The 20,871-nt window shown below is 40.0% G+C and carries 19 protein-coding genes; 8 read left to right on the top strand and 11 right to left on the bottom strand.

The features are described from left to right. Nucleotides 1–4: 4 nt before the first annotated feature. Nucleotides 5–1,069 (bottom strand): M42 family metallopeptidase, encoded by a 1,065-nt coding sequence (locus MKX55_RS16310; protein WP_339233518.1) that lies wholly within the window; start codon nt 1,067–1,069, stop codon nt 5–7. A 179-nt stretch (nt 1,070–1,248) separates the two neighbouring features. On the opposite strand from MKX55_RS16310, the gene MKX55_RS16315 reads away from it, so the two are divergent. Beyond that, on the top strand, nt 1,249–1,563 hold the full coding sequence (locus MKX55_RS16315; RefSeq protein ID WP_042535520.1) for a PepSY domain-containing protein: 315 nt from the start codon (nt 1,249–1,251) through the stop codon (nt 1,561–1,563). 49 nt (nt 1,564–1,612) lie between these two features. Here MKX55_RS16315 and MKX55_RS16320 read toward each other — a convergent pair whose 3' ends face one another. Next, nucleotides 1,613–2,470, bottom strand: coding sequence for an MBL fold metallo-hydrolase (locus MKX55_RS16320; RefSeq protein ID WP_339233520.1), 858 nt, complete (start codon nt 2,468–2,470; stop codon nt 1,613–1,615). Between the two features lie 184 nt (nt 2,471–2,654). Here MKX55_RS16320 and MKX55_RS16325 point away from each other — a divergent pair, with 184 nt between their 5' ends. Beyond that, nucleotides 2,655–2,837 carry a hypothetical protein gene (locus tag MKX55_RS16325; RefSeq protein WP_339178738.1) on the top strand — a complete coding sequence of 61 codons (183 nt, stop codon included), beginning with the start codon at nt 2,655–2,657 and terminating at the stop codon, nt 2,835–2,837. Next, the gene (locus tag MKX55_RS16330) at nt 2,834–4,303 is read left to right on the top strand and encodes a sodium:solute symporter family protein (RefSeq protein ID WP_339233522.1); all 1,470 of its coding nucleotides are present in this window, start codon (nt 2,834–2,836) and stop codon (nt 4,301–4,303) included. Before MKX55_RS16325 ends, MKX55_RS16330 begins: the two co-directional genes overlap by 4 nt. Before the next feature lie 35 nt (nt 4,304–4,338). Here MKX55_RS16330 and MKX55_RS16335 read toward each other — a convergent pair whose 3' ends face one another. The 7 genes from MKX55_RS16335 to MKX55_RS16365 all read right to left on the bottom strand — a co-directional run bounded on the left by MKX55_RS16335 (nt 4,339) and on the right by MKX55_RS16365 (nt 14,747). Beyond that, on the bottom strand, nt 4,339–4,527 hold the full coding sequence (locus MKX55_RS16335) for a hypothetical protein (RefSeq protein ID WP_339178742.1): 189 nt from the start codon (nt 4,525–4,527) through the stop codon (nt 4,339–4,341). Nucleotides 4,528–4,978: 451 nt separating this feature from the next. Next, a complete protein-coding gene (locus MKX55_RS16340; protein ID WP_042535529.1) occupies nt 4,979–6,031 on the bottom strand; it encodes an aromatic acid exporter family protein in 1,053 nt (350 codons plus the stop codon). A 223-nt stretch (nt 6,032–6,254) separates the two neighbouring features. Beyond that, nucleotides 6,255–7,640, bottom strand: coding sequence for an NAD-dependent succinate-semialdehyde dehydrogenase (locus MKX55_RS16345; RefSeq protein WP_339233523.1), 1,386 nt, complete (start codon nt 7,638–7,640; stop codon nt 6,255–6,257). Nucleotides 7,641–7,793: 153 nt separating this feature from the next. Continuing rightward, nucleotides 7,794–8,960 carry a hydroxymethylglutaryl-CoA synthase gene (locus MKX55_RS16350; protein ID WP_339233524.1) on the bottom strand — a complete coding sequence of 389 codons (1,167 nt, stop codon included), beginning with the start codon at nt 8,958–8,960 and terminating at the stop codon, nt 7,794–7,796. Nucleotides 8,961–9,164: 204 nt separating this feature from the next. Beyond that, complete coding sequence (locus MKX55_RS16355) at nt 9,165–12,251, bottom strand: SMC family ATPase (RefSeq protein ID WP_339233525.1); 3,087 nt, start codon at nt 12,249–12,251, stop codon at nt 9,165–9,167. Between the two features lie 30 nt (nt 12,252–12,281). Continuing rightward, a complete protein-coding gene (locus MKX55_RS16360; protein WP_339233526.1) occupies nt 12,282–13,436 on the bottom strand; it encodes an exonuclease SbcCD subunit D in 1,155 nt (384 codons plus the stop codon). Between the two features lie 96 nt (nt 13,437–13,532). Further along, nucleotides 13,533–14,747, bottom strand: a complete 1,215-nt coding sequence (locus tag MKX55_RS16365) for an EAL-associated domain-containing protein (protein WP_339233528.1) — start codon at nt 14,745–14,747, stop codon at nt 13,533–13,535. 528 nt (nt 14,748–15,275) lie between these two features. Here MKX55_RS16365 and qoxA point away from each other — a divergent pair. From qoxA to qoxD, 4 genes are all read left to right on the top strand, one after another. Then, on the top strand, nt 15,276–16,163 hold the full coding sequence (gene qoxA / locus MKX55_RS16370; protein ID WP_042535539.1) for a cytochrome aa3 quinol oxidase subunit II: 888 nt from the start codon (nt 15,276–15,278) through the stop codon (nt 16,161–16,163). Nucleotides 16,164–16,234: 71 nt separating this feature from the next. Next, the gene (gene qoxB, locus MKX55_RS16375) at nt 16,235–18,184 is read left to right on the top strand and encodes a cytochrome aa3 quinol oxidase subunit I (RefSeq protein WP_042535541.1); all 1,950 of its coding nucleotides are present in this window, start codon (nt 16,235–16,237) and stop codon (nt 18,182–18,184) included. Continuing rightward, on the top strand, nt 18,184–18,786 hold the full coding sequence (gene qoxC / locus MKX55_RS16380; protein ID WP_042535544.1) for a cytochrome aa3 quinol oxidase subunit III: 603 nt from the start codon (nt 18,184–18,186) through the stop codon (nt 18,784–18,786). Before qoxB ends, qoxC begins: the two co-directional genes overlap by 1 nt. Nucleotide 18,787: 1 nt before the next feature. Then, the gene (gene qoxD, locus MKX55_RS16385; RefSeq protein ID WP_042535546.1) at nt 18,788–19,075 is read left to right on the top strand and encodes a cytochrome aa3 quinol oxidase subunit IV; all 288 of its coding nucleotides are present in this window, start codon (nt 18,788–18,790) and stop codon (nt 19,073–19,075) included. A gap of 59 nt (nt 19,076–19,134) precedes the next feature. Here qoxD and MKX55_RS16390 read toward each other — a convergent pair whose 3' ends face one another. Continuing rightward, the gene (locus MKX55_RS16390) at nt 19,135–19,362 is read right to left on the bottom strand and encodes a hypothetical protein (protein WP_339178755.1); all 228 of its coding nucleotides are present in this window, start codon (nt 19,360–19,362) and stop codon (nt 19,135–19,137) included. 214 nt (nt 19,363–19,576) lie between these two features. On the opposite strand from MKX55_RS16390, the gene MKX55_RS16395 reads away from it, so the two are divergent. Continuing rightward, nucleotides 19,577–20,350: a processed acidic surface protein gene (locus tag MKX55_RS16395; RefSeq protein WP_339233529.1), complete on the top strand. Its 774-nt coding sequence runs from the start codon at nt 19,577–19,579 to the stop codon at nt 20,348–20,350. 104 nt (nt 20,351–20,454) lie between these two features. Here the strand turns inward: MKX55_RS16395 and MKX55_RS16400 are convergent, their stop codons facing one another. Further along, a complete protein-coding gene (locus MKX55_RS16400) occupies nt 20,455–20,685 on the bottom strand; it encodes a hypothetical protein (protein WP_339178761.1) in 231 nt (76 codons plus the stop codon). Nucleotides 20,686–20,871: the final 186 nt, after the last annotated feature.

Here is a 20,871-nt window from a genome sequence, read left to right on the forward strand (position 1 = left end):
TTCATTATCCCTGATGCAATGCGGAAACAACTGTTTCATCTGTTGTTTTGACAAGTTTTGTAATTAATTCTTTTGCTGCGGCATAATCATCCACATGAATAATCGATGCGGATGTATGAACATATCTGGAGCATATCCCTACAACCGCAGAAGGAACACCGTCACCTGTTATATGGACACGTCCTGCATCTGTACCGCCTGGAGAAACAAAGTATTGATACGGAATATCATTTGATTCCGCTGTGTCCAGAACAAATTCGCGCATGCCTTTATGCGTAATCATTGTGCGGTCAAAAATACGCAGCAAAGCTCCTTTTCCCAGCTGACCAAATGCCTTTTTATCCCCTGAAGCATCATTAGCCGGTGAAGCGTCTAATGCGTAAAAAATATCCGGTTTGATCATATTAGCCGCTACCTGTGCTCCGCGTAACCCTACTTCTTCCTGTACCGTCGCACCAGAATAAAGCTGATTTGGAAGGGTTTCCCCTTGCAGTTCTTTTAAAAGCTCGATAGCCAGCCCGCAGCCGTAGCGGTTATCCCAAGCTTTTGCCAAGATCTTTTTCTCGTTGGCCATCGGTTCAAACGGTGTAATCGGAACAATGGTATCTCCCGGACGAACGCCGATATTTGCGACATCCTCTTTATCATCCGCCCCAATATCAATCAGCATATTTTTTATTTCCATCGGTTTGCTGCGCTGTGCTTCGGTTAATAAATGCGGCGGAACAGAAGCAATCACTCCCGTAACCGGTCCATTTTTTGTCATTACCTGAACACGCTGAGCCAGCATAACCTGGCTCCACCAGCCGCCTAAGGTCTGAAAACGGAGCATGCCATTATCGGTAACTTGTGTCACCATAAAGCCGACCTCATCCATATGTCCAGCCACCATGACAGTAGGTCCTTTACCGTGCTTTACTCCAAATACGCCCCCCAGATTATCCTGAATGGTTTCATCCGAATATTTCTCCAATTCCTTTTTCATAAATTGTCGAACGGCATGCTCATTCCCTGAAGCTCCCTGTAATTCCGTTAAATTCTTAAATAATGCCAGTGTTTCTTTATTCATGTAAAGCCTCCTATATACAGTTAGTATATCCGTAAAAATAGATCTTCAATATTGCAAGTATACCCGAAAAAGCCCAATCCTTTCCAGTACCGGTGTTCAATTATTTGTATTTCTCTCACCGTATGCGATATACTACAAACAAAGCAGACATTGAATCTTACTAAACAGAGGTGAATAAATTGAGCAAAAGAAAGGTATTACTTGCAGCTGCATTTGGTATTGCAATCGGTTATATCGCACGTCAACAGGTTAACAATCAAATGAAAGTTACTCCTGAAAAAGCATTGAATCATGCCAAAGAAATGTTCAAACGCCAAGGCCCTATCAGCGGATCCTGGATTTATATGAAACCGGAAGAATTAGAAAGAAACGGCCTGCTTTATGATGTATACCGCGGTGGTGTAACTAGAAATATCGATGGTACGAATAAACAATATGATTTCTATGTAGACATAGAAACTGGTGCTGTTATAGATACAGAAGCAGCAGTATAATATACTTTGTTAATAAGCAGCCTTCCTTTTTGGAGAAGGCTGCTTTTTCTTAATTATAAGAATAGCGCAGCCGCTCCACGTGATCTATTTTCTCTCCAGCCTCATTAAACCTGACTGCCCGGTAATAAGCATCATGATAAAACGTAAACCAGACCTTTTCCTTATATCCCGCTTCCATCCAATATTCTTTTTGCAATACAGATTGAACTGGATAATCATCATATGCAAGCGCCCATAATTTATTTTGATGTGCATGTGTCGGCATAATATCTGCCATATGTATGAAGCCTTGCTCTCCTTCCCGAAAACGAATGATAGCATGCCCCTCACTATGGCCGCCGGTATGAATCATTGTTAAACCCGGCAATACCTCGATTTTTTCCCGAAACGGATAAACCTGATCAACTACCGGCCTCCAATTCTTCTCCCAGTATGTATTTATTGAACGGATATTCGGATGCTGCATCTCATTCCATTCTATTTGGGAAACAAAAATTTTTGCATTTTTAAAGACCGATTCGTATTCCTCCTCACCAACTAGTTTTGTTAAACCGTTCGCATGATCATAATGAAGATGTGTCATTAATACGATATCAATATCGTTCACTGTAAGCCCTAATTCGGATAAGGATGCTTCTATATTTGTTTCTTCCAATACTCCGAAATTCCTTTTTTGTTTATCAGATAGTTTATTTAATCCGATTCCTGTATCAATAAGTAAATTTTTCCCATCTAATTCAATTAAAATCGGGTCTGTTCGAAGCTCAATTTGATTTTTATCGTTATGCGGGTATTTTTTCGCCCATAATGCCTTGGGAACGACACCAAACATCGAGCCTCCGTCCAAATGGGTAACGCCTCCATTTAGCCAGGTAAGTTTCGCACTGCCAATCTGTAAGGTTTCCATCTTTTCCCTCCTTTTTCTTAAGTTTAGCTGATAAAACGCCTCTCTGCAACCGTTTCCAAAAACAGGTTATTATTTGCGTCTTAAATAATGTGGCAAATTTATGAACAATCTGCTATGATTGTTAGCGAATTCACATTCTTTATATTGTGAATTATATCACATTAAAATATATGGAGGCAGGCTTATGAAGGAAAAAAACGCAGCAATTATTATCGGCATTATCGTTCTTGCCGCTTTTATCATCCCTTTTGCACTTTTAAGTCATGTTGAAAAATGGTATGGGAGCTTTCTGTTCTGGATGATCTTAACTTTCATCGTCATCGGGCTTAATGCCATACTAACAAAAGATTGGAGCAATGAAGAATGAATGTATCACTGATTTGGTGGGGATTAGGAATTTATATTGTTATCTCTCTTTTTATCGCTTTTTTATCGCGAACTGGCAAACAGACAAATATGGGCGCTTATTTTCTTGGCGATCGTAAGCTGGGCGGTTTTGTTTCCGCATTAAGCTACAGCGCTACAACATACAGCGCATTTATGCTGGTCGGCTTAGCAGGTCTTACCTATCGCGGCGGAGTTGGCGCGCTTGGTTTTGAACTGATTTATTTAATGGGCGTGTCGTTAATTGCATTTTTTGGCCCCCGTTTTTGGATTGTCGGAAAAAAATATGGTTATATTACACCATCTCAAATGATTGGCGACCGTTATCAAAGCAGAGCTTCTGCCATTGCGATTGCCGTCAGCAACTGTCTCTTTTTAATACCCTACAGCGCGGTACAGTTAGCTGGAGTAGGATATCTGCTGCAGGGCGTATCAAACCAGCAAATCTCTTTCAGCACCGGCGTTATTATCGCTGTTGTTTTAGCACTCTTTTTTGCTTACATAGCCGGCATACGCTCTGTAGCCTGGACAGATTCGCTGCAGTCCTTATTTATGATTATTGGTTCAACCTTAGTTGTACTCTTTTTAATCCGCGGACTCGGCGGATTTTCGGGCTTCTTTCAGCAGCTGGAAGGTAATCATCCAGAAATGCTGACGGTGCCTGGCAATGGCTATTTCAGCTTCTTAACATTTATCGGGTTAACCATTCCCTGGTTTTTCTTTAGTATTTCAAATCCGCAGGTCAGTCAGCGTCTGTTTATGCCAGCTTCATTGAAAAGCATGCGGCGTATGTTATTAGGCTTTATGGTTTTTGGCTGTATCTATACACTGGTATCTATATTTTGGGGGTATTCCGCTTTCTTATTAGAACCTGGTCTAGGCAACGCTGATTTAGCTACACCCGTTGTACTGACCTCATCAGCTGTACCTTCTGTTTTAGCTGTTATTGTCATGGTAGGTATTATTGCTGCTGCTGTTTCGACGATAGACTCGATTCTGCTTACGTTATCCTCGATGTTCGCGAAGGATGTTTACGGAAATATTCGCAAAGGGTCGACAGATCAGGTCCAGCTTCGCATCGGGAAATTTATTATACCTGTTATTGCTCTGCTGGCTTACTTATTTGCAGAATTACAATTAGATTTAATCGCCGTTCTGTCCGTTGCTTCTTCTGCCGGCTTAATTGTTGTTGTCCCGACAATTATCGGCGCTTTCTTTTGGAAAAGAGGCACCGCCGCTGCTGTATTGGCAAGCACCATTATTCCCGGCGCCGCTGTTCTGATATTAGAACTGCTGCAGACAAAGCCGCTAGGAATGGCTTCTGGTTTATGGGGACTGATTCTCTCCTCCTTGTTATTTGTCGGTGTCAGCATATTCACGAAAGCCCCTGAAGAAAAAGCAAACGAATTTATTGGCTATATTAAGGAAAATCTTCATCGTAAAAAATAATAAAACAGCGTGTAGATTCGTGTCTACACGCTGTTTTATGTTAATGAAGCAAGCATTTGGCGCTGCTGCTCCTTCACAATCTCCATTTGTTCTTCTATTTGTTTTTGTGTTTCTTCCTGCATATGCTTCTGTTTACTTTCCAGCAGCGATTGATACGCATTTTCATATTTTTCATACATATAATATAAATTTTCTAATTCATGATGAGATAAAAAACGGACCAATTCCATCCTCCCCTTTTCTCTGTATACTATTACTACTATATGCAAAAAAGGGAGGTTTTATACCTGTTTTATGTGGCTCTTGATAAGAAAAACCAAGAATACCGCTTGTTCTTTAAAACATCAGTGTTCTCGCCGAAGAGATGTCCGCTGCGACGATTTTCGATGGGACGAGTAATCGCAGTCCCAGTGGGAAGACCCCGCAGGAAAAAAGTGTTCTTCTTTTTTTACCCTCGGTGCATAAGAGCGACTTTAGCTCTGTCTGCGCCTATCGCTAAGTCTCCTTTATCGAGGAGGCTGAGCTCGGGGCCCACGGAAAGCGTAGTGTATTTCTGGGGCCTAAGATTACTCACCCCATGAAACCCGTTGGAGCGGCTATCCTCAACATTTTATACTTTCTTACTCTTCAAAAAAGCAAAGGAGACTGTGCTGCCACAATCTCCTTTGCTTCCATTTATTCCTCTTCTTCATGTAATCCTTTTTTACGCACATACTTTTCTAACTTATCCAATTCATAGAAAAGCTCGACAATACTATTCGCAACAGGAAAAACATAATGCCATTTTTCATAGTCTGTTCCTTGCAGTGCATCAATTAAATTATTGATCGTTACGCTCATCGCATTTTTCGTCTCTTTTTGCAGGTCCCTGTCCAGGACGATGCGATCTTCATACATAAGAAAGACATTTTCACTATAGTTATTGATCTCACTGACCAGCTTTTTAATTAAGAAAGACTTGCCGGCAGCCATTTGTTCAATTTCTTTTAAATTTTTTTCCAGCTCTACAATCAGCGTATGCTTCTTTCGCAATACCTGTATCATTTGCTTATAAATGACTATGCTGCGAAAAAAAGATCTGCGCTTCCGGATAAACAGTCTATTTTTCTCATCCGTAATGATATCAAAATAATCTCTTATTTTATTAATTTGTTTCTCGACATTTCTTTCTTCGTCCCTGATTTGCGGGACACTCATCGTATTACTCGGGATAACACGCAGAAGAAAATGAGAGCTTTCACTGGCTTCCTTAATCATCTGAAACAAAATCTTTTGATGATTCGGAGGATTAACAAATACATTCACGATAAATGCGGAAACCACCCCGATTGCAACAAGTGATACACGAGATAAAATATATACAAAATTAATATGATCGCCCTGACTGGCCACCATCATACTGACGATGGTTAATACGGTTAAATTTACTGTTTTGGTCAATCCCAGTTTTATATTAATCGCAATCGATAAAATAACTACTGCTCCAACCGAAATCGGATGGCTGCCAAGCAAAAATACTCCCAATATGGCAAGTGTCGCACCGACAGAGTTTGCAATAACTACTTCTTTAATATAATTAAATGATCGCATGATAGACGGCTGCATTGCTATTACAGATGCAATTGCTGCAATAACGGCATATTCCATATCGAATATACGTGTAATCAATAACGTTAAGGTTACTGCCAACCCTGTTTTTAACATCCTGGGACCAATATTAAATTCCATTCATCTGCACCTCTCTAGAAGTAGTATACAGGTTTCCTTCAAACATGTCATCAGAAAAAGGCAAGCAGATTATCTGCTCCGCCTTTCTCCGCATAAGGGTATTCCCATAAATATTTCCGGCGGGGCGAATAACCGCTGTCCCAGCCCCAGGATATTTGAGTAAAACATGTGACATATACTTATTTTCATTGCAAACACTTAGATAAATATATGTCTGAAATCATTACAGTTGAATCGATAAATATTTTACTTCAACATACTCATCAATCCCGTGATGGCCGCCTTCCCGTCCAAGGCCGCTTTCTTTAAACCCTCCGAACGGGGCCTGTGCTGTTGATGGAGCACCATCATTAATACCGACGATTCCATACTCTAACTGTTCACTGACCTCAATTGCAGTCGTAAGGTTTTCTGTGAATAAATAGGCTGCTAATCCATAAGGTGAATTATTCGCGCGTTTAACGACTTCTTCCTTCGTCTGAAATGTCGTAATTGGCGCTAATGGTCCAAAGGTTTCTTCCTGCATGCATACCATTTCATCGTTTACATTGGTTAAAATGGTCGGACTAAAAAATAAATCTTCCTTTTCTGTTTCGTTACCTAACAGCTTTTCTGCCCCTTTATCAAGTGCATCCTCTATATGATGTTTTACTTTTTCAACCGCAGATTTGTCAATCAAAGGACCAATATCCACACCTTCTTCTAAGCCGTCTCCGACCTTAAGCTGCGCAACCTTTTCTTTAAATGCCTTGGCAAATTCTTGTTCAATCGATTCGTGAACATAAATCCGATTGGCACATACACAGGTTTGCCCGGCATTGCGATATTTAGAAGCAACCGCCCCGTTTACCGCTTTTTCAATATCCGCGTCGCCCATAACAATCAATGGTGCATGACCGCCAAGCTCCAGAGAGAGTTTCTTCACAGTTTCCGCCGATTTTTGCATGAGTGATTTTCCTACCTCCGTAGAACCTGTAAACGATATTTTTCGAACACGCTCATCTGCCATCCATGCATCACTGATTTCACCTGAGCTTCCCGTAACGATTTGCAGTACACCTTCTGGAATACCTGCTTCTATCGCAAGCTCTCTCAGGCGGATAGCGGTTAGAGGGGTGGCACTGGCTGGTTTTACTACTGCTGTACAGCCGGACGCTAATGCCGGAGCAACTTTCCGTGTAATCATTGCTGCCGGGAAGTTCCATGGTGTAATTGCTGCGATAACCCCTACCGGCTGCCGGCTAACTACGATGCGTTTATCACTTGCCGTTGCCGGGATAGTTTCACCGTAAAGTCTTTTTCCTTCTTCTGCATACCAGGAAATAAAGCTATTCGCATACCGGATTTCACCTGTTGCTTCCTTCAACGGTTTTCCCTGCTCTATTGTCATGATTCTGGCCAGCTCTGCTTCATGCTCTTCCACAAGTGCATACCATTTATTCAACAAAGCACTTCTTTCATAGACAGATTGCTTCGACCAGTCCTGAAAAGCTTGATATGCCTTATCAACAGCTTCCACTGCTTCTTTCTTGCCTCCTTTTAAGACTGTATCGACTACTTCGCCTGTTGCTGGATTTGTTACTTCAATAACTTCATTATTCTTCGTCATTAAAAACACCCTCCAACTTTCATGATATGTTTAACTCTACCCCGATTATACATTTTAAAGTCATTCATTTCACATAATTCCTACTAAAAATGTCTTAAAGTTGTCACAAAAAACTCCTGGACAGGTTTTATTTTGTCCAGGAGTTTTTTCGTATTATTTAACTGCATAGCTGCGGATATGATCTTTCACACCGGCTAAACAGATTTTTGCCGGATCTTCACCCACATTCAACTGTTTTTCACTTCCGTCTGTTGGAAGTGCTTCTTCAAATACTTTTTCATATGCTGCCACGGAAATGCATTCTCTGTTGTCAAACATTGCTTGATGCGACGCTGTCTGCAAGTGCTTTTTAAAGCCGTTCTGAAGCTTGCCGGACAAGAATTCGCCAACCGCTCCGGATCCATAGCTGTACAAGCCGATGGTATCTCCTTCTTTTAAGTCATCCTGATTTTCTAATAATGAAATCAGACTGAGATAAAGAGAGCCTGTATAGATATTTCCTACATTACGATTGTATTTTGTACTGATTTGATAATTGTTTTTCAACCGTTCCTGTACTGCTTCAGGCGCGTCTTCAATTACTGTACGCAGTGCTTTCCAGCCCATTTTGGTATATGGTAAATGAAAAGCGATAGCTGCAAAATCCTCCAGGCTTCTTCCTGTTTGCTCTTGATAATCTTTCCATACTTTTTGGAAGAAAGCAATATACTGTTCGTTGGAGTATTTTCCATCTACAAAAGCCGTAGAAGAATATACCGGTCTCCAGAAGTCCATAATATCCTCTGTGTAATACGTGCTTTCACTTTCCAGCTCCATCAGCCTTGGCTCAGCACTCACCAAAATAGCAACTGCACCGGCGCCTTGTGTTGATTCGCCAGGTGTATTCAAACCGTAGCGGGCAATATCAGATGCCAAAATAAGTACTTTCTTATCCGGATGCAATGCAATATGTCCCTTTGCCATTTGTATTCCTGCTGTTGCGCCATAGCAAGCCTGCTTCATTTCTACAGAACGAGCTTTGGGATTCAAGCCTAATAATTGATGTACATACACAGCCGCTGACTTGGAGTGGTCCACGCCAGATTCTGTTCCAAAAATGACTAAATCAATTGCATCTTTATCTTCCCTGTCCAAGATTTGTTCTGCCGCATTAGCTGCCAAAGAAACAGGATCCTGTGTGATTGGCGGGACAGCCATTTCGTCTTGCCCCAGACCAATTGTAAATTTTCCCGGGTCGATTCCCCGCGCTTCTGCTAAATCATTCATATCTACATACAGATGTGGTGCATAAAACCCCAGCTTATCAATTCCAATCTTCACGATGATTCCTACCTTTCTCCCTGCTGTTCATTCAGGCTCTTTAAAAAGCCCTTTACTAAAATATTTTTAGAGATTCTATAAAAATTATTGTCGAAAAATATAATAATTAAATGATAATACAGGGGTTGTTTAAATAGCAAATAATATAGTTATTTTTAGCTAATCCATTTTAGAAATCACACAGCTGGATAACATGCCAGCTTCTTATTTCACAACGATTTCCGTTTTACTGCAGCCCTCTTTTGTTTTATGAACCTCAATTGCTGCCGGAAAGACATCCTTCAGCTCCTGAACATGCGAAATGATGCCAATCATTCTTCCAGATTGCTGCAGCTGAATCAGCGCGTCAATTGCTTTCCGCAGGGACTCTTCATCCAGCGACCCAAATCCTTCATCGATAAACATCGTTTGGATCACAATATTCCCCTGGAAGCTTTGGATAACATCGCTCATTCCCAGAGCAAGACATAAAGAGGCATGGAATTTTTCTCCCCCAGATAATGTTTTTACATCCCTGGTCTGCCCTGTGTACTGATCATAGACGTCTAATCCTAAGCCGCTCTGTTTCCCACGTGCTTCCTGGCGATCACTTCTTGTCAGATAAAATTGACCATTCGATAGGTCATTTAAGCGTAAATTAGCAGCTTCGATAATTTGATCTAAATATTCCATTTGCAGATATCGTTCAAAAGATACCTTTTTAGGGTTTTGTCCCCGCAGCGTATCATATAAATCTGTAACGAGCATTCTTTTCTGTTCTATATCCGCTGATTGATGATGGAACTCCTGCAGCTGATCCACGTAGAATGTCATATCCTTTTTCTCCTGCTGCAGCCACTGCAGTTTTTCAAGACTGGCTGTTGTTTTCTGCTTCCATTTTTCTAACACCGCTTCGATTTCGGACACATCCTGCTTCGACTGACCTTCCAGCTTCTGCTGAAGCTCGGAAATTTGCTTTTCTAATTGATAGCCCTGTTTTTCATATTCAGAGAGTCTCTGTTTAACGGATTGATACGTTGCTTCCTCCCATTTTGCTTCTTGATACCCCTGTTCAGTAAAATCTGCCTGCTCTAATTTATCTTGAAAGGTCTTCTCCAGACTTTCTATTTTCTGCTTCATTTTTGCTTGATTTTCTCTAAGGTGGTGCACATCAGCTGTCCACTTTGTAAATGCTTCATGGACTTTCTGATAATTCTCCTGCACCTCTGCCCAGCGTTGTTCAAGCTGCTGTTTTTTTGTTTTTAAATGGGTTATTTCAGCTTCTAATTGGGAAAGAACGCGTAAGTTTTCCGGTATTTGCATCAATTGCTGCTGATAGACAGCCTCTTTACCGTGATAATCCGATTGAAGCCGGCTGACCTGATTGGTCTTTTCATTCCATTCCATTTCCCTTTGCTTTTGTTCCTGACGCTCTTTCGCTAATTCTTTTTTACATTCCGATAAACGGGTTTTAGACTGCTTGAGGCGATCCTCTTCCGCTTTTTTCCTTTTCCCTCTCTCAACGATGTCCAGATAGCTCTGTTCCGGATCAGAAAATGCTAATTCATGCTGCGTGAGCTCCTTTTCTAACCCTTTTCTTTCTGATTGATACGCCTTCAGGTTTGCTGTTTGTTCCCGCCAGTCTGCTTCTTTCTTTTCCATCAGCTTTTTCGCTTGTTCCAGCTCTTCTTTACTGACTTCCTCTTCCTTCGTTACTGCTGGTGACGGATGCTCTGAGCTGCCGCAAACTGGACAGGCTTCTCCAGCATGCAGGTGCACTGCCAATACATGCGCCTGGTTAGCAAACCAAGTCTGTTCGAGCCGGTTGTATGCTTCTTTTTCCTGCAGATAGACAGCTTCTGTACGCTTGACCTCTGTCTCACTATTTTGCACCTGTGCCGTTTTTTCTTTATATTTTTTCATCAGCATTGCTTGTTCACGCAGTATTCTTAACTCTTCTTTTACAGTGTCCAGCTTCTCAGCCTCTTTATCTAGTGCCTGTTCTTCCTGCTCTAAACGATCTATTTGTTTACTTCGTGTTTCACGTAGCGCTTTTAATTTTTCCAGCTGTTCATTCCCTTGCTTTAATTGTCCAGCCAGCTTTTGAATTTCCTGTTTTTTCATTTCTAATTCCTTGACAACAGGAAGAAACCCTTCCAAACGGTTTACTTCAATCGAAAGCTTCTCGCGCTCCCCTGCATTTTCCTGTTCTTTTTTAAAATCAGCTTCTGCCTGCTGCTTTTGCTTTTCCATTGTATTCTGCTGTGCTTCCAGCTGCTGCAGACGTTGATTTCCTTCCAGAAACTCTTTTCCTGCTTCATTCCGCTGCTGTTCATAAGGAATAATCAGCTTCGCCTGTTCGGCTGCAGACAAACCTTCTTTTAAAGCTTCCATTTCCTGCGCTTGTTCTTTCCATATGGCAAGATTCTTTTGATAGGTTTCTAATTCCAAAAAACGCTCATTAATCTGTTTGACTTGAAACAAATGGTTTTGCGTGAGCTCCTGCTGCTTAGTTGCTTCTTTATAACGAGCATCTTCTTCTGTATACGCTGCTTCATTTTTCTTTAACTCTGTTTCTAAAGCTTCTATAATTTGATTCGTATTGACATGCTCTCTATCTGCCAACTCACGGATTTCGGCGTCATCTGGAAGGTCTAAGGAGAATACTTGCGTCCGCAGCTGCTCCATACGGTTGAGAATACGCTGATTTTCTTTTTCTAATTTTGCTTTCTTCTCCCGGAGCAGTTCATTCATATATTTATAATGCGCGGTTCGGAACAAACGTCTCAGGATTTCTTCTTTATTATCTGTATCAGAAGTTAACAGTTTTCGAAACTCCCCTTGTGGAAGCATTACAATCTGCTTAAATTGATCTGGAGTCAAACCAATAATATCTTCTATTTTTTGGTCAATTTCGCTTACCATCTGTCTGTCTACGCACGGCGATTCTCCATCTGGCCGCACTTCGTAAAATTCGCATTTATCTCCTGTTTTACTCTTATTTCCTTTTTTTACATGACCCAGCTGCCGGAAAATACGATACGTTTTATCTTGTATTTGAAAAATAAGCTCCGCAGAAGTATGTACGTTTTCATCTGCAAAATCACTGCGAAGCATACGCTGGTCTTCCCGGTCAGATCCGCTTGCTTTCCCATATAATGCAAAGGCTATCCCATCAAATAACGTCGTCTTTCCTGCCCCGGTTTTTCCGGAAATGACAAATAATGTGTTTCCTTGCAGTTTAGAAAAATCGATTACTTCTTTTTCCTTATACGGTCCAAAAGCATGTAATGTTAATTGTAAAGGCTGCATTCTCTTTTCACCTGCTTCTTATTTAGATGCTTACCGTTCGTTATCTGCATCCTGAATTTCTTGAAATAACTCCTTCATTATCTCGTTCATTTCTTCGGTAGCTTCCTTATCCGTTACTTCCTGATAAAAGGCATCAAATAATTCCATTTCACTTAAGCTCGTCTTAGGGGCCTGATTTTCTTTTTGTTGCGTGACTCCTGACGTAGTTCTTACTCTCTCCACATGCATGGCATTCGGAAAAATAGAACGTACCTTTTCCATCGGCGATAAAACAGGAAGCTCGTCAAGCAACTGGACAAATACATAATCTTCGCTTCGAGGCTCCCTATAAATATCCTCCATTTTCATTTTGATAGAACGTATTTCACGTTTGGGGATAAGCTTTTTTTTCTCAACCTGGACGTTTCCTTCTTCACCCAGTTCAACTACTAAATACCCTTTTTGATGATGTTCTTCCGATAAGGAATACTTTAGGATGGATCCGGAGTAGCGAATTTTTTCATCCAGCACATGATGCGCCTGATGGAGGTGCCCTAACGCTGTGTAATGAAAATCTGTAAATAAATGTGCATCGACATGCTCTGCTCCGCCAATAGACAGCGGGCGTTCTGAATCACTCGTATTTTCTTCCGTCTCGCCAAAAGGAGTGACAAAAGCATGTCCAACATAAACATGGCGTGCTGCTTCGTCCATGTTTTCCTTTATCTGCTTAACAAGAAAAGCATTGGCATCCTGATGATTGCGAATATCTCCTTCTTGAAATAAGGCTTTGACCACACTTGGATCTGCATACGGAATAAGATGAAAATGCACTTCCCCAAATTCATCTGAAAGTACAACAGGCTGTATGCTTTCCGAAAGCTGGCCAATGATATGATAACCTTTTTCCTTCATTAAGCGGCTGCCAAAATGAAGTCTGCCCGGACTGTCATGGTTACCGGCAATCGCTAAGACGGGAATCCCTAATTGATTAACAATCCGGTCTAATGTTTTATCTAATAAATCAACTGCTTCTACAGGAGGTACCGCACGATCATATAAATCTCCTGCAATAATAACAGCGTCCGGGTTTTCTTTTTCCACCGCTTCAACAAACTGATCCAGGATGCAGGCCTGGTCTTCAGTCATATAAACGCCTTGAACCAGCTTGCCCAGATGCCAATCTGCTGTATGAATCAATTTCATTTAAAAAACCTCCTTCTATCCCGGAATCCATCGAAGACGAAAAACCGGACAAATCAAGCTTTGAAAGGTACTCCTTCCCCTTTCATTATTATTCTCTTATAGTAAGCCTTCTTTTTCTATCAAATAACTGTATGGAATATCAAAAAATATATATCGTTCCTGAGACAGCGGATAAGCGTACGTTCGTATCAACTCGGAACGCTCGATATCTGTGTATAGATCCGATAAAATTCCTTTTTTCTCAATATTCATCCGCATTATATTCTCGAAAAAATATGGACGCCAGCTCCAGTTCTTATGCATCCCTTCCTCAATCAAGGTCCAGCTCCCCTGCATATCTTTTTCCACGTTTGCCGAGATTTGCAGACCGACGCTGTTGCAAACATAGATACGAAATACAAAATCTTCACAGCCCTCAGCAAGCTTCAGCAGCCAGCTGTCGTCGTTTGTTTGTTTCGTCTGGGAAAGAAGACGGTCAATTATTGCATAAACGGAGTCTAATAATTCAAATTGTGCCTTCGCTTTCTTTTGTTCATAGGTTACAAATTCTCTAAAATACTCCGTTAGTTTATTTTTACATGCATCTTCCTCAATAAAATCCTGCTGCGGATAAGTCAGATAGCTGCCCTGATAATATTCACCGCCGCTTTGCCATGCAAAATTCAATTGTTTATAAGAGCGGATGCCTTTAAATAACAAAGAAGCACCTATTTTTCTGGATAACATCGACACGCCAAAATAAACATCCTTATACAGATGCGGGAGCAGATCATCCTTTAAAAACGATGTATCTACTTTAATAAAAGAAGGATGCAGAACGGCTAATTGATTCAGACTGCCATTTGCGTCTGCTAATTCAATACTGATCTTTACTCCCAGTGTTTTTAAGTATTTAATGATATGGCCCAGTTGATCTGTATTATTTGGCAGACATGTATCCTTGATTTCGAGGATGATTTCATTCAGATGTAATCCTTTTTCCTGATGATCATGCAGTAAATCAATAAATACTTCTCCATTATCACGTACCAATAATTCTGCATCATAGTATAAACTGAGGTGTCCTGTAAAATGTTCTTGTAATTTTTTCTCAATTGCTTTTTGATGGATATATTTGTTTACCTCCAGCCGGAATTCATCTGGAATGGAGGTATCATCGAAGAGCCAATCTAAACGCTGCTCTTTATTATTTTCATCTAAGTAGTAAGCAATTACTTCATAACCGCTTACCAGCTGCTTATCTGCCCGGACAATCGGTTTATAATAAGGAAGTAATTGTTCTAAATCTATCAATATATCTAATGGATCCATGCTGACTCCCCCTTCATTTCATTATAGCATATTCCACTTTACGCTTATTTGATTTACATTTTCCTATTATAATAACAAAATATAACTAATAACCTTATTCAGAAGCTCTTCTTAAATTTATTTTCAGATATATACCTGCATAAATTAGTTTATCGCAGTATAACTGACTGAAACTGGAGGTGCGATTACTCTCCCCATCAAAGAACCATTCTGCGTTGAAAAGCCCTCACTAAAGGAAGTTTCACTTTATATTGTACAAAATTTTCAATTTAATGTTAAAAGCCCTATTACTACCATTTGTTAATATTGTCAAGTCTTTTTCGACATTTACCGACAAAATTCAAAAAGATGTAGAAGTTTTCATGAACATTTTGTGAAGTGTTTTTCAATCTCTTGTAATTTCCTTATATCAGTATTAATATTATCTCTGCTATAAACCAATACTAAGTTAATTGTGTGTTCATTTTGTGAACAACCTTTTAATCATAGTAATCCATCTTATTAAACATCAAAGGAAGGGGTATCAACATGAAGTTAAAGTGGACCTACTTAGCCTTATTAACAGGCATTGCTGCTTTTCTGGCAGGCTGTGAACCATTACTTGTACTTGATCCAAAAGGTCCTCAAGCAGATACAACTGCAACTGTGATTTGGATATCGATTTTTACAATGTCATTCATTGTAATTGTTGTCTTAGTAATGCTGGCAGTTATTTTATTTAAATATAGAGCGTCAAAACAAGATCCTGACTACGAGCCGCCTCATATTGAGGGTAATAAATATGTAGAAGGAATTATTGTCGCTGTTCCAATTTTAATTGTTGCCTTTTTATCCGTGGTTTCTACCATTTCGACACATCAAGTGGAGAGCCCTCCAGAAGGCTATGCTGAAGACGAGCCGCTCGTTATTTATGCATCCTCTTCTAACTGGAAATGGCATTTCAGTTATCCGGAACAGGACATTGAAACAGTGAATTATGTTTTCATTCCAACAAATCAAAACGTTGAATTCCGTTTATATTCTCATGGAACGATTTCAAGTTTCTGGATTCCTCAATTGGCAGGACAGAAATATGCGATGGCAGATATGACAAACTATCTGAACGTTGTTGCAGATGAGCCTGGAGAATATATGGGAAGAAACTCTAACTTTAATGGAGAAGGTTTTGCAGAAAATGAATTTGCTGTTACAGCAATGCCTCCAAGTGAATTCGATTCCTGGGTAGAAGATATTCATAATACTGCGGACCCGCTGACCGAGGAAGAATTTGAAGAATTATTAGAGCCTGGACATTTAGGACAAATGACTTTCACTGGTACACATCAGGAATTCAAACCTGCACCTGAGGGAGAGAACAGTCCGCATAATCATGGACCATCTGATTCAGATGAAGATGGCGGACATCATCATCATTAATCAGCTTTACAACAGCACTCATGTTTGAGGTGCTTGAAAATTTCTGAGCTCTAGAAAGGAGTTTCGACATAATGGATTTTTTAGATAGATTTTCTATTCCGCCCCATGATGATCCAATGCTTTATGCATCCATCGTTGCGATTGGACTTGTAAGTATTGCGATTGTTTTTGGTGTTACCTATTTCAAAAAATGGGGATATCTTTGGAATAATTGGTTAACAACGGTTGATCACAAACGAATTGGTATTATGTATATCATTTCAGCATTGCTTATGCTTTTCAGAGGTGGAGCAGATGCTGTTATGATGCGTCTGCAGACAGCTGTTCCAGATAACAGCTTCTTAGACGCACAGCACTATAACGAGGTTTTCACGACACACGGTGTTGTTATGATTTTCTTCATGGCAATGGCATTTATTATCGGTATGATGAACTTCGTTGTCCCGCTGCAAATCGGGGCAAGAGACGTTGCCTTTCCGCGCTTGAACGCGCTCAGCTTCTGGTTATATTTTGCCGGAGCAATGCTGTTTAACGTTTCCTTTGTTGTCGGAGGTTCACCGGATGCCGGATGGACAAACTATTATCCGCTGGCAGGAACAGAATTCAGTGAACATGTTGGGGTAAACTACTATAACTGGGCACTGCAAATTTCCGGTATCGGAACATTGATGACAGGGATTAACTTTATCGCCACGATCATGAAAATGCGTGCGCCTGGCATGAAATTGATGAAAATGCCGATGTTTACCTGGTCTGCATTAATCACAAACCTTATTATTGTGTTTGCATTCCCTGTACTGACAATTGCTTTATTAATGGGAACGTTAGACCGTCAATTCTTTACCAACTTCTTTACAACTGGAGACGGCGGTATGGATATGATGTGGGCGAACCTGTTCTGGGTCTGGGGACACCCTGAGGTATATATTCTGGTGCTTCCTGCATTCGGGATTTACTCGCAAATTATCGCTACATTCTCACAGCGTAATTTATATGGCTATAAATCAATGGTTGCGTCCATGGTTATTATTTCCTTGCTATCCTTTATGGTATGGGTCCATCACTTCTTTACGATGGGACAAGGAGCTGTTGCCAACAGTATCTTCTCGATTACAACCATGGCAATCGCCGTACCGACGGGAATTAAGATATTCAACTGGCTTCTGACGATGTGGCGAGGTAAAATACGATTTACGACCCCAATGATGTATTCCGTGGCATTTATTCCGCTGTTTACGATTGGCGGGGTAACTGGTGTCATGCTTGCAATGGCAAGTGCAGACTATCAATATCACAACACGATGTTCCTAGTAGCTCACTTCCATAATGTAATCATCCCTGGTGTGGTATTTGCGATGATTGCCGGTCTCATTTATTACTGGCCAAAAATGTTCGGTTTCATGCTGAATGAGCGTATTGGCAAATGGGCATTCTGGAATATTGTTATTGGCTTCTGTTTATCCTTCTTCCCGATGTATATTACCGGGTTAAACGGACAGGCACGCAGAATGTACACTTATTCAGAAGCATCCGGCTTCGGACCTTTAAGCATGGTATCCTTCTTTGGAGCGCTGCTGTTAGCAGTCGGGTTTGTAATAATTGTTTATAACGTTTATTACAGCTTCCGTTATGCACCAAGAAATGTCGGTGACGATCCTTGGAATGCACGTTCTCTTGAATGGGCTACGCATAATCCGGTTCCAGAATACAACTTCGCTATCACACCAAATGTGGATTCTGAAGAAGCGTTCTGGGATTATAAAAAGAATGGACATGACTTATTTAAAGGGGAAATTAAAGACATTCATATGCCGAATAACAGCGGCTGGTCGATTATTCTTGCAGGTTTCTTCTTTGTATTTGGCTTTTTCTTTGTCTTCCATGTATGGGTTGGAGTCATTATCGCCTTCCTTGGAATTATCGGCTGTCTGATTTACCGTTCATTTGAAAAAGACGACGGACATCATATTCATAAAGAAGAAATTGAAGAAACAGAAAACAAATTCGGAGGTGCTAAATAATGAAACTTGATTCTCAAAATCTGCCTCTTGAATATAGCACCGAAACCAATAAAATGAATATTTTGGGATTCTGGATTTTCCTAAGTGCGGAAATTATGCTGTTTGCCACGCTGTTTACATCATATTTTGTTTATGTAGACCGTGGCGTTGGCAGCGGTCCGGCTGGCGCAGAGATTTTTGAATTACCGCCGGTTTTGATTGAGACATTCCTTTTACTGACAAGTAGTTTTACAATTGGATTAGCAGTTCATGCGATGCGTATTGGTCGTGTGAAGGCAATGATTGGCTTTATGGTAGTTACGCTCCTGTTAGGTGCAGGATTCCTTAGCGTAGAAATATATGAATTTATTCATTTTTACCATATTGGAGCAACATTGCAGACAAGCGGTTTTACTGCTACCCTATTAACAACGCTCGGAACACATGGAGCTCACGTAACCTTCGGGCTGTTCTGGGGAATTATGATTATTGTTCAAGTTCTGCGCGGCGGTTTAAATGCGCGGACAGCGAATAAATCATTTATATTCTCTCTTTACTGGCACTTCCTTGACGTTATGTGGATCTTTATTTTCAGCTTTATTTACTTGAAGGGAATGATGTAACATGAAAGAACTTTTTCCACTAAAACAGGTTAACGGATATATCTTTTCACTACTCCTGACTGTTGTTGCATTAAGTGTCTATTTCTTTGACATGTCTTTTGCAATGGGATTAACCATTCTGATTGTTACAGCATTTATTCAAGCAGGAGTGCAGCTCGTTGTATTTATGCACGCCGGAGAAAGTGAAGATAAAGGCGGTATTTACCTCCACACAATTTATGGTGTAGCAGTTGCTATCTTAACCATCCTTGGTTCATTGCTTGCAATGATATGGGGATATATGATTTAAAGCATCTAAAAAGCTCAAGCAGTTCATAAACTGCTTGAGCTTTTTTCTCTTTTCATTACCTATGATTGTTGTTTATGCTTCTTCCCATGAAAATTCTCTTCTACAGCAACAAGGAACAATCCCATAATAAAGATAAATGTCGCCCCTTCTGCCAAGCCGATGCCTATTGCTGTCACAATAGGTGTAGCGCTTACAATATAACCGTATATAAACATAATCGCACCAATTGTAATTAATGTCCCACAAACTAGAGACAAGCCTTTTAATAATTTTTTATTGATTTTCATCTATCTCATCTCCTTTAATTATATTATGCCTTTCGTTCAATAATTTGTCAATAAGTTTGTGTCAATTTATTGAACAAGCGATTTCTCCCTTGACCCGTGACTTTTGATTTATTTTCCTGAAGACAATCCTATATTCATGGAATTTCATCTAAAAACACTTTATACTTAAAGATGATGTTTCAAAAGTCATACGATATACATAGGAGGTATGAAGATGAGAAAGAAATTATTATCTATTTGTTTTGCACTGATACTTATGATTGGCCTTTTACCTTCCCATGCTTTTGCATTGGAAGCAGATGATTCTGAGGTGGAAGAATTTATTGAATCCATTGGCTGGGAAGTGGAGGATTATGAAGATTACCTGGCGGAGTACGATTGGAGCTTAGCTGATTTTGCAGAAGTTTCCGAGCTTGGTACACCTTTGAATGAAGAAGGATTGGAGGAACTTCTTGATACGTATGATTTAACCTATGAAGAGTTAGATACGCTGTTTCGTGAAGAAGGGCTGCTTTTAGAGGATGAAGAAGTTTTAGATAGTGAAATATTTATGTTTATGGAAACCACTGATGTTTTCATAGATTTCCTTTTAAATGAAGATTCAGGCGAATCAGAGGATTCATTTGCTTCCTTAGAGGAAGAAGAAATTACTGACGAGCATTTAGAATCGATTGCTGCAGCTTACGGTTTTAGCTCAATTGAAGAATTAGAAGAACTTTTCAATACCTATGAGGACAGCATCAATAATTATACCTCTCTTTTGGACGTTGAATACGCAGCAGAATACTATGCAACAGAAGATAGCTCCGCCTCAGATGAAGATGGATGGGAAGATGATGATCTGTGGGAGGAAGATGATGTTTGGGGGGAAAATGCAGATTTCACTACCGATATGTTCAATACTCCCCTTTTAACAGGTGAGCCCATTGTTGATATTTATGCGATGATTTCCGTGATGCTTTTCGAGACGATATTGGATTTTCAATAACACTTAATGGTATAGAGGAAAGAAAATGATGAGGAATCCTCTGATTTTCTTCCCTCTATTTTTTTCTTATCGACAAATGCTTTCCCTTCTTTATTTGAACGACATTATGCAAAGCTTTTTTTACCTAGCAGTTCTCTAATTTCCATTAAATCATACTCTTCTTCCAATTTCTCTTTTATAAATATCAACACATCTATTGCCTCAATTTCAAAATACGTTATTTGGTCCATCGTTTTTGTTGGTATATATCCTTTAAAAACATCCAGCCATTCCCAAATTTTATATATAGGGGCTTGAATCACTTTGCTCATTCCTAACAGACTAATGACATACATCTTTATCTCACCAACCTTATAATTCTTTCATTTTCTAAAACTTATTATACTTATGAAATTCATTTAAGGTGTGGAATAATTAAGTAAAACCAATAACAAAGGGGATACACATTTTTTCAGATGTGTATTTTCTCTTTAAAAGTGAAAATTATTTCATCTTTTCTTATTTTAATGATAAAGTGATTA

The sequence above is a fragment of the Oceanobacillus sp. FSL W7-1281 genome, from assembly GCF_037969835.1.
In the GTDB taxonomy this organism is placed as follows: Bacteria; Bacillota; Bacilli; order Bacillales; family Amphibacillaceae; genus Oceanobacillus; species Oceanobacillus oncorhynchi.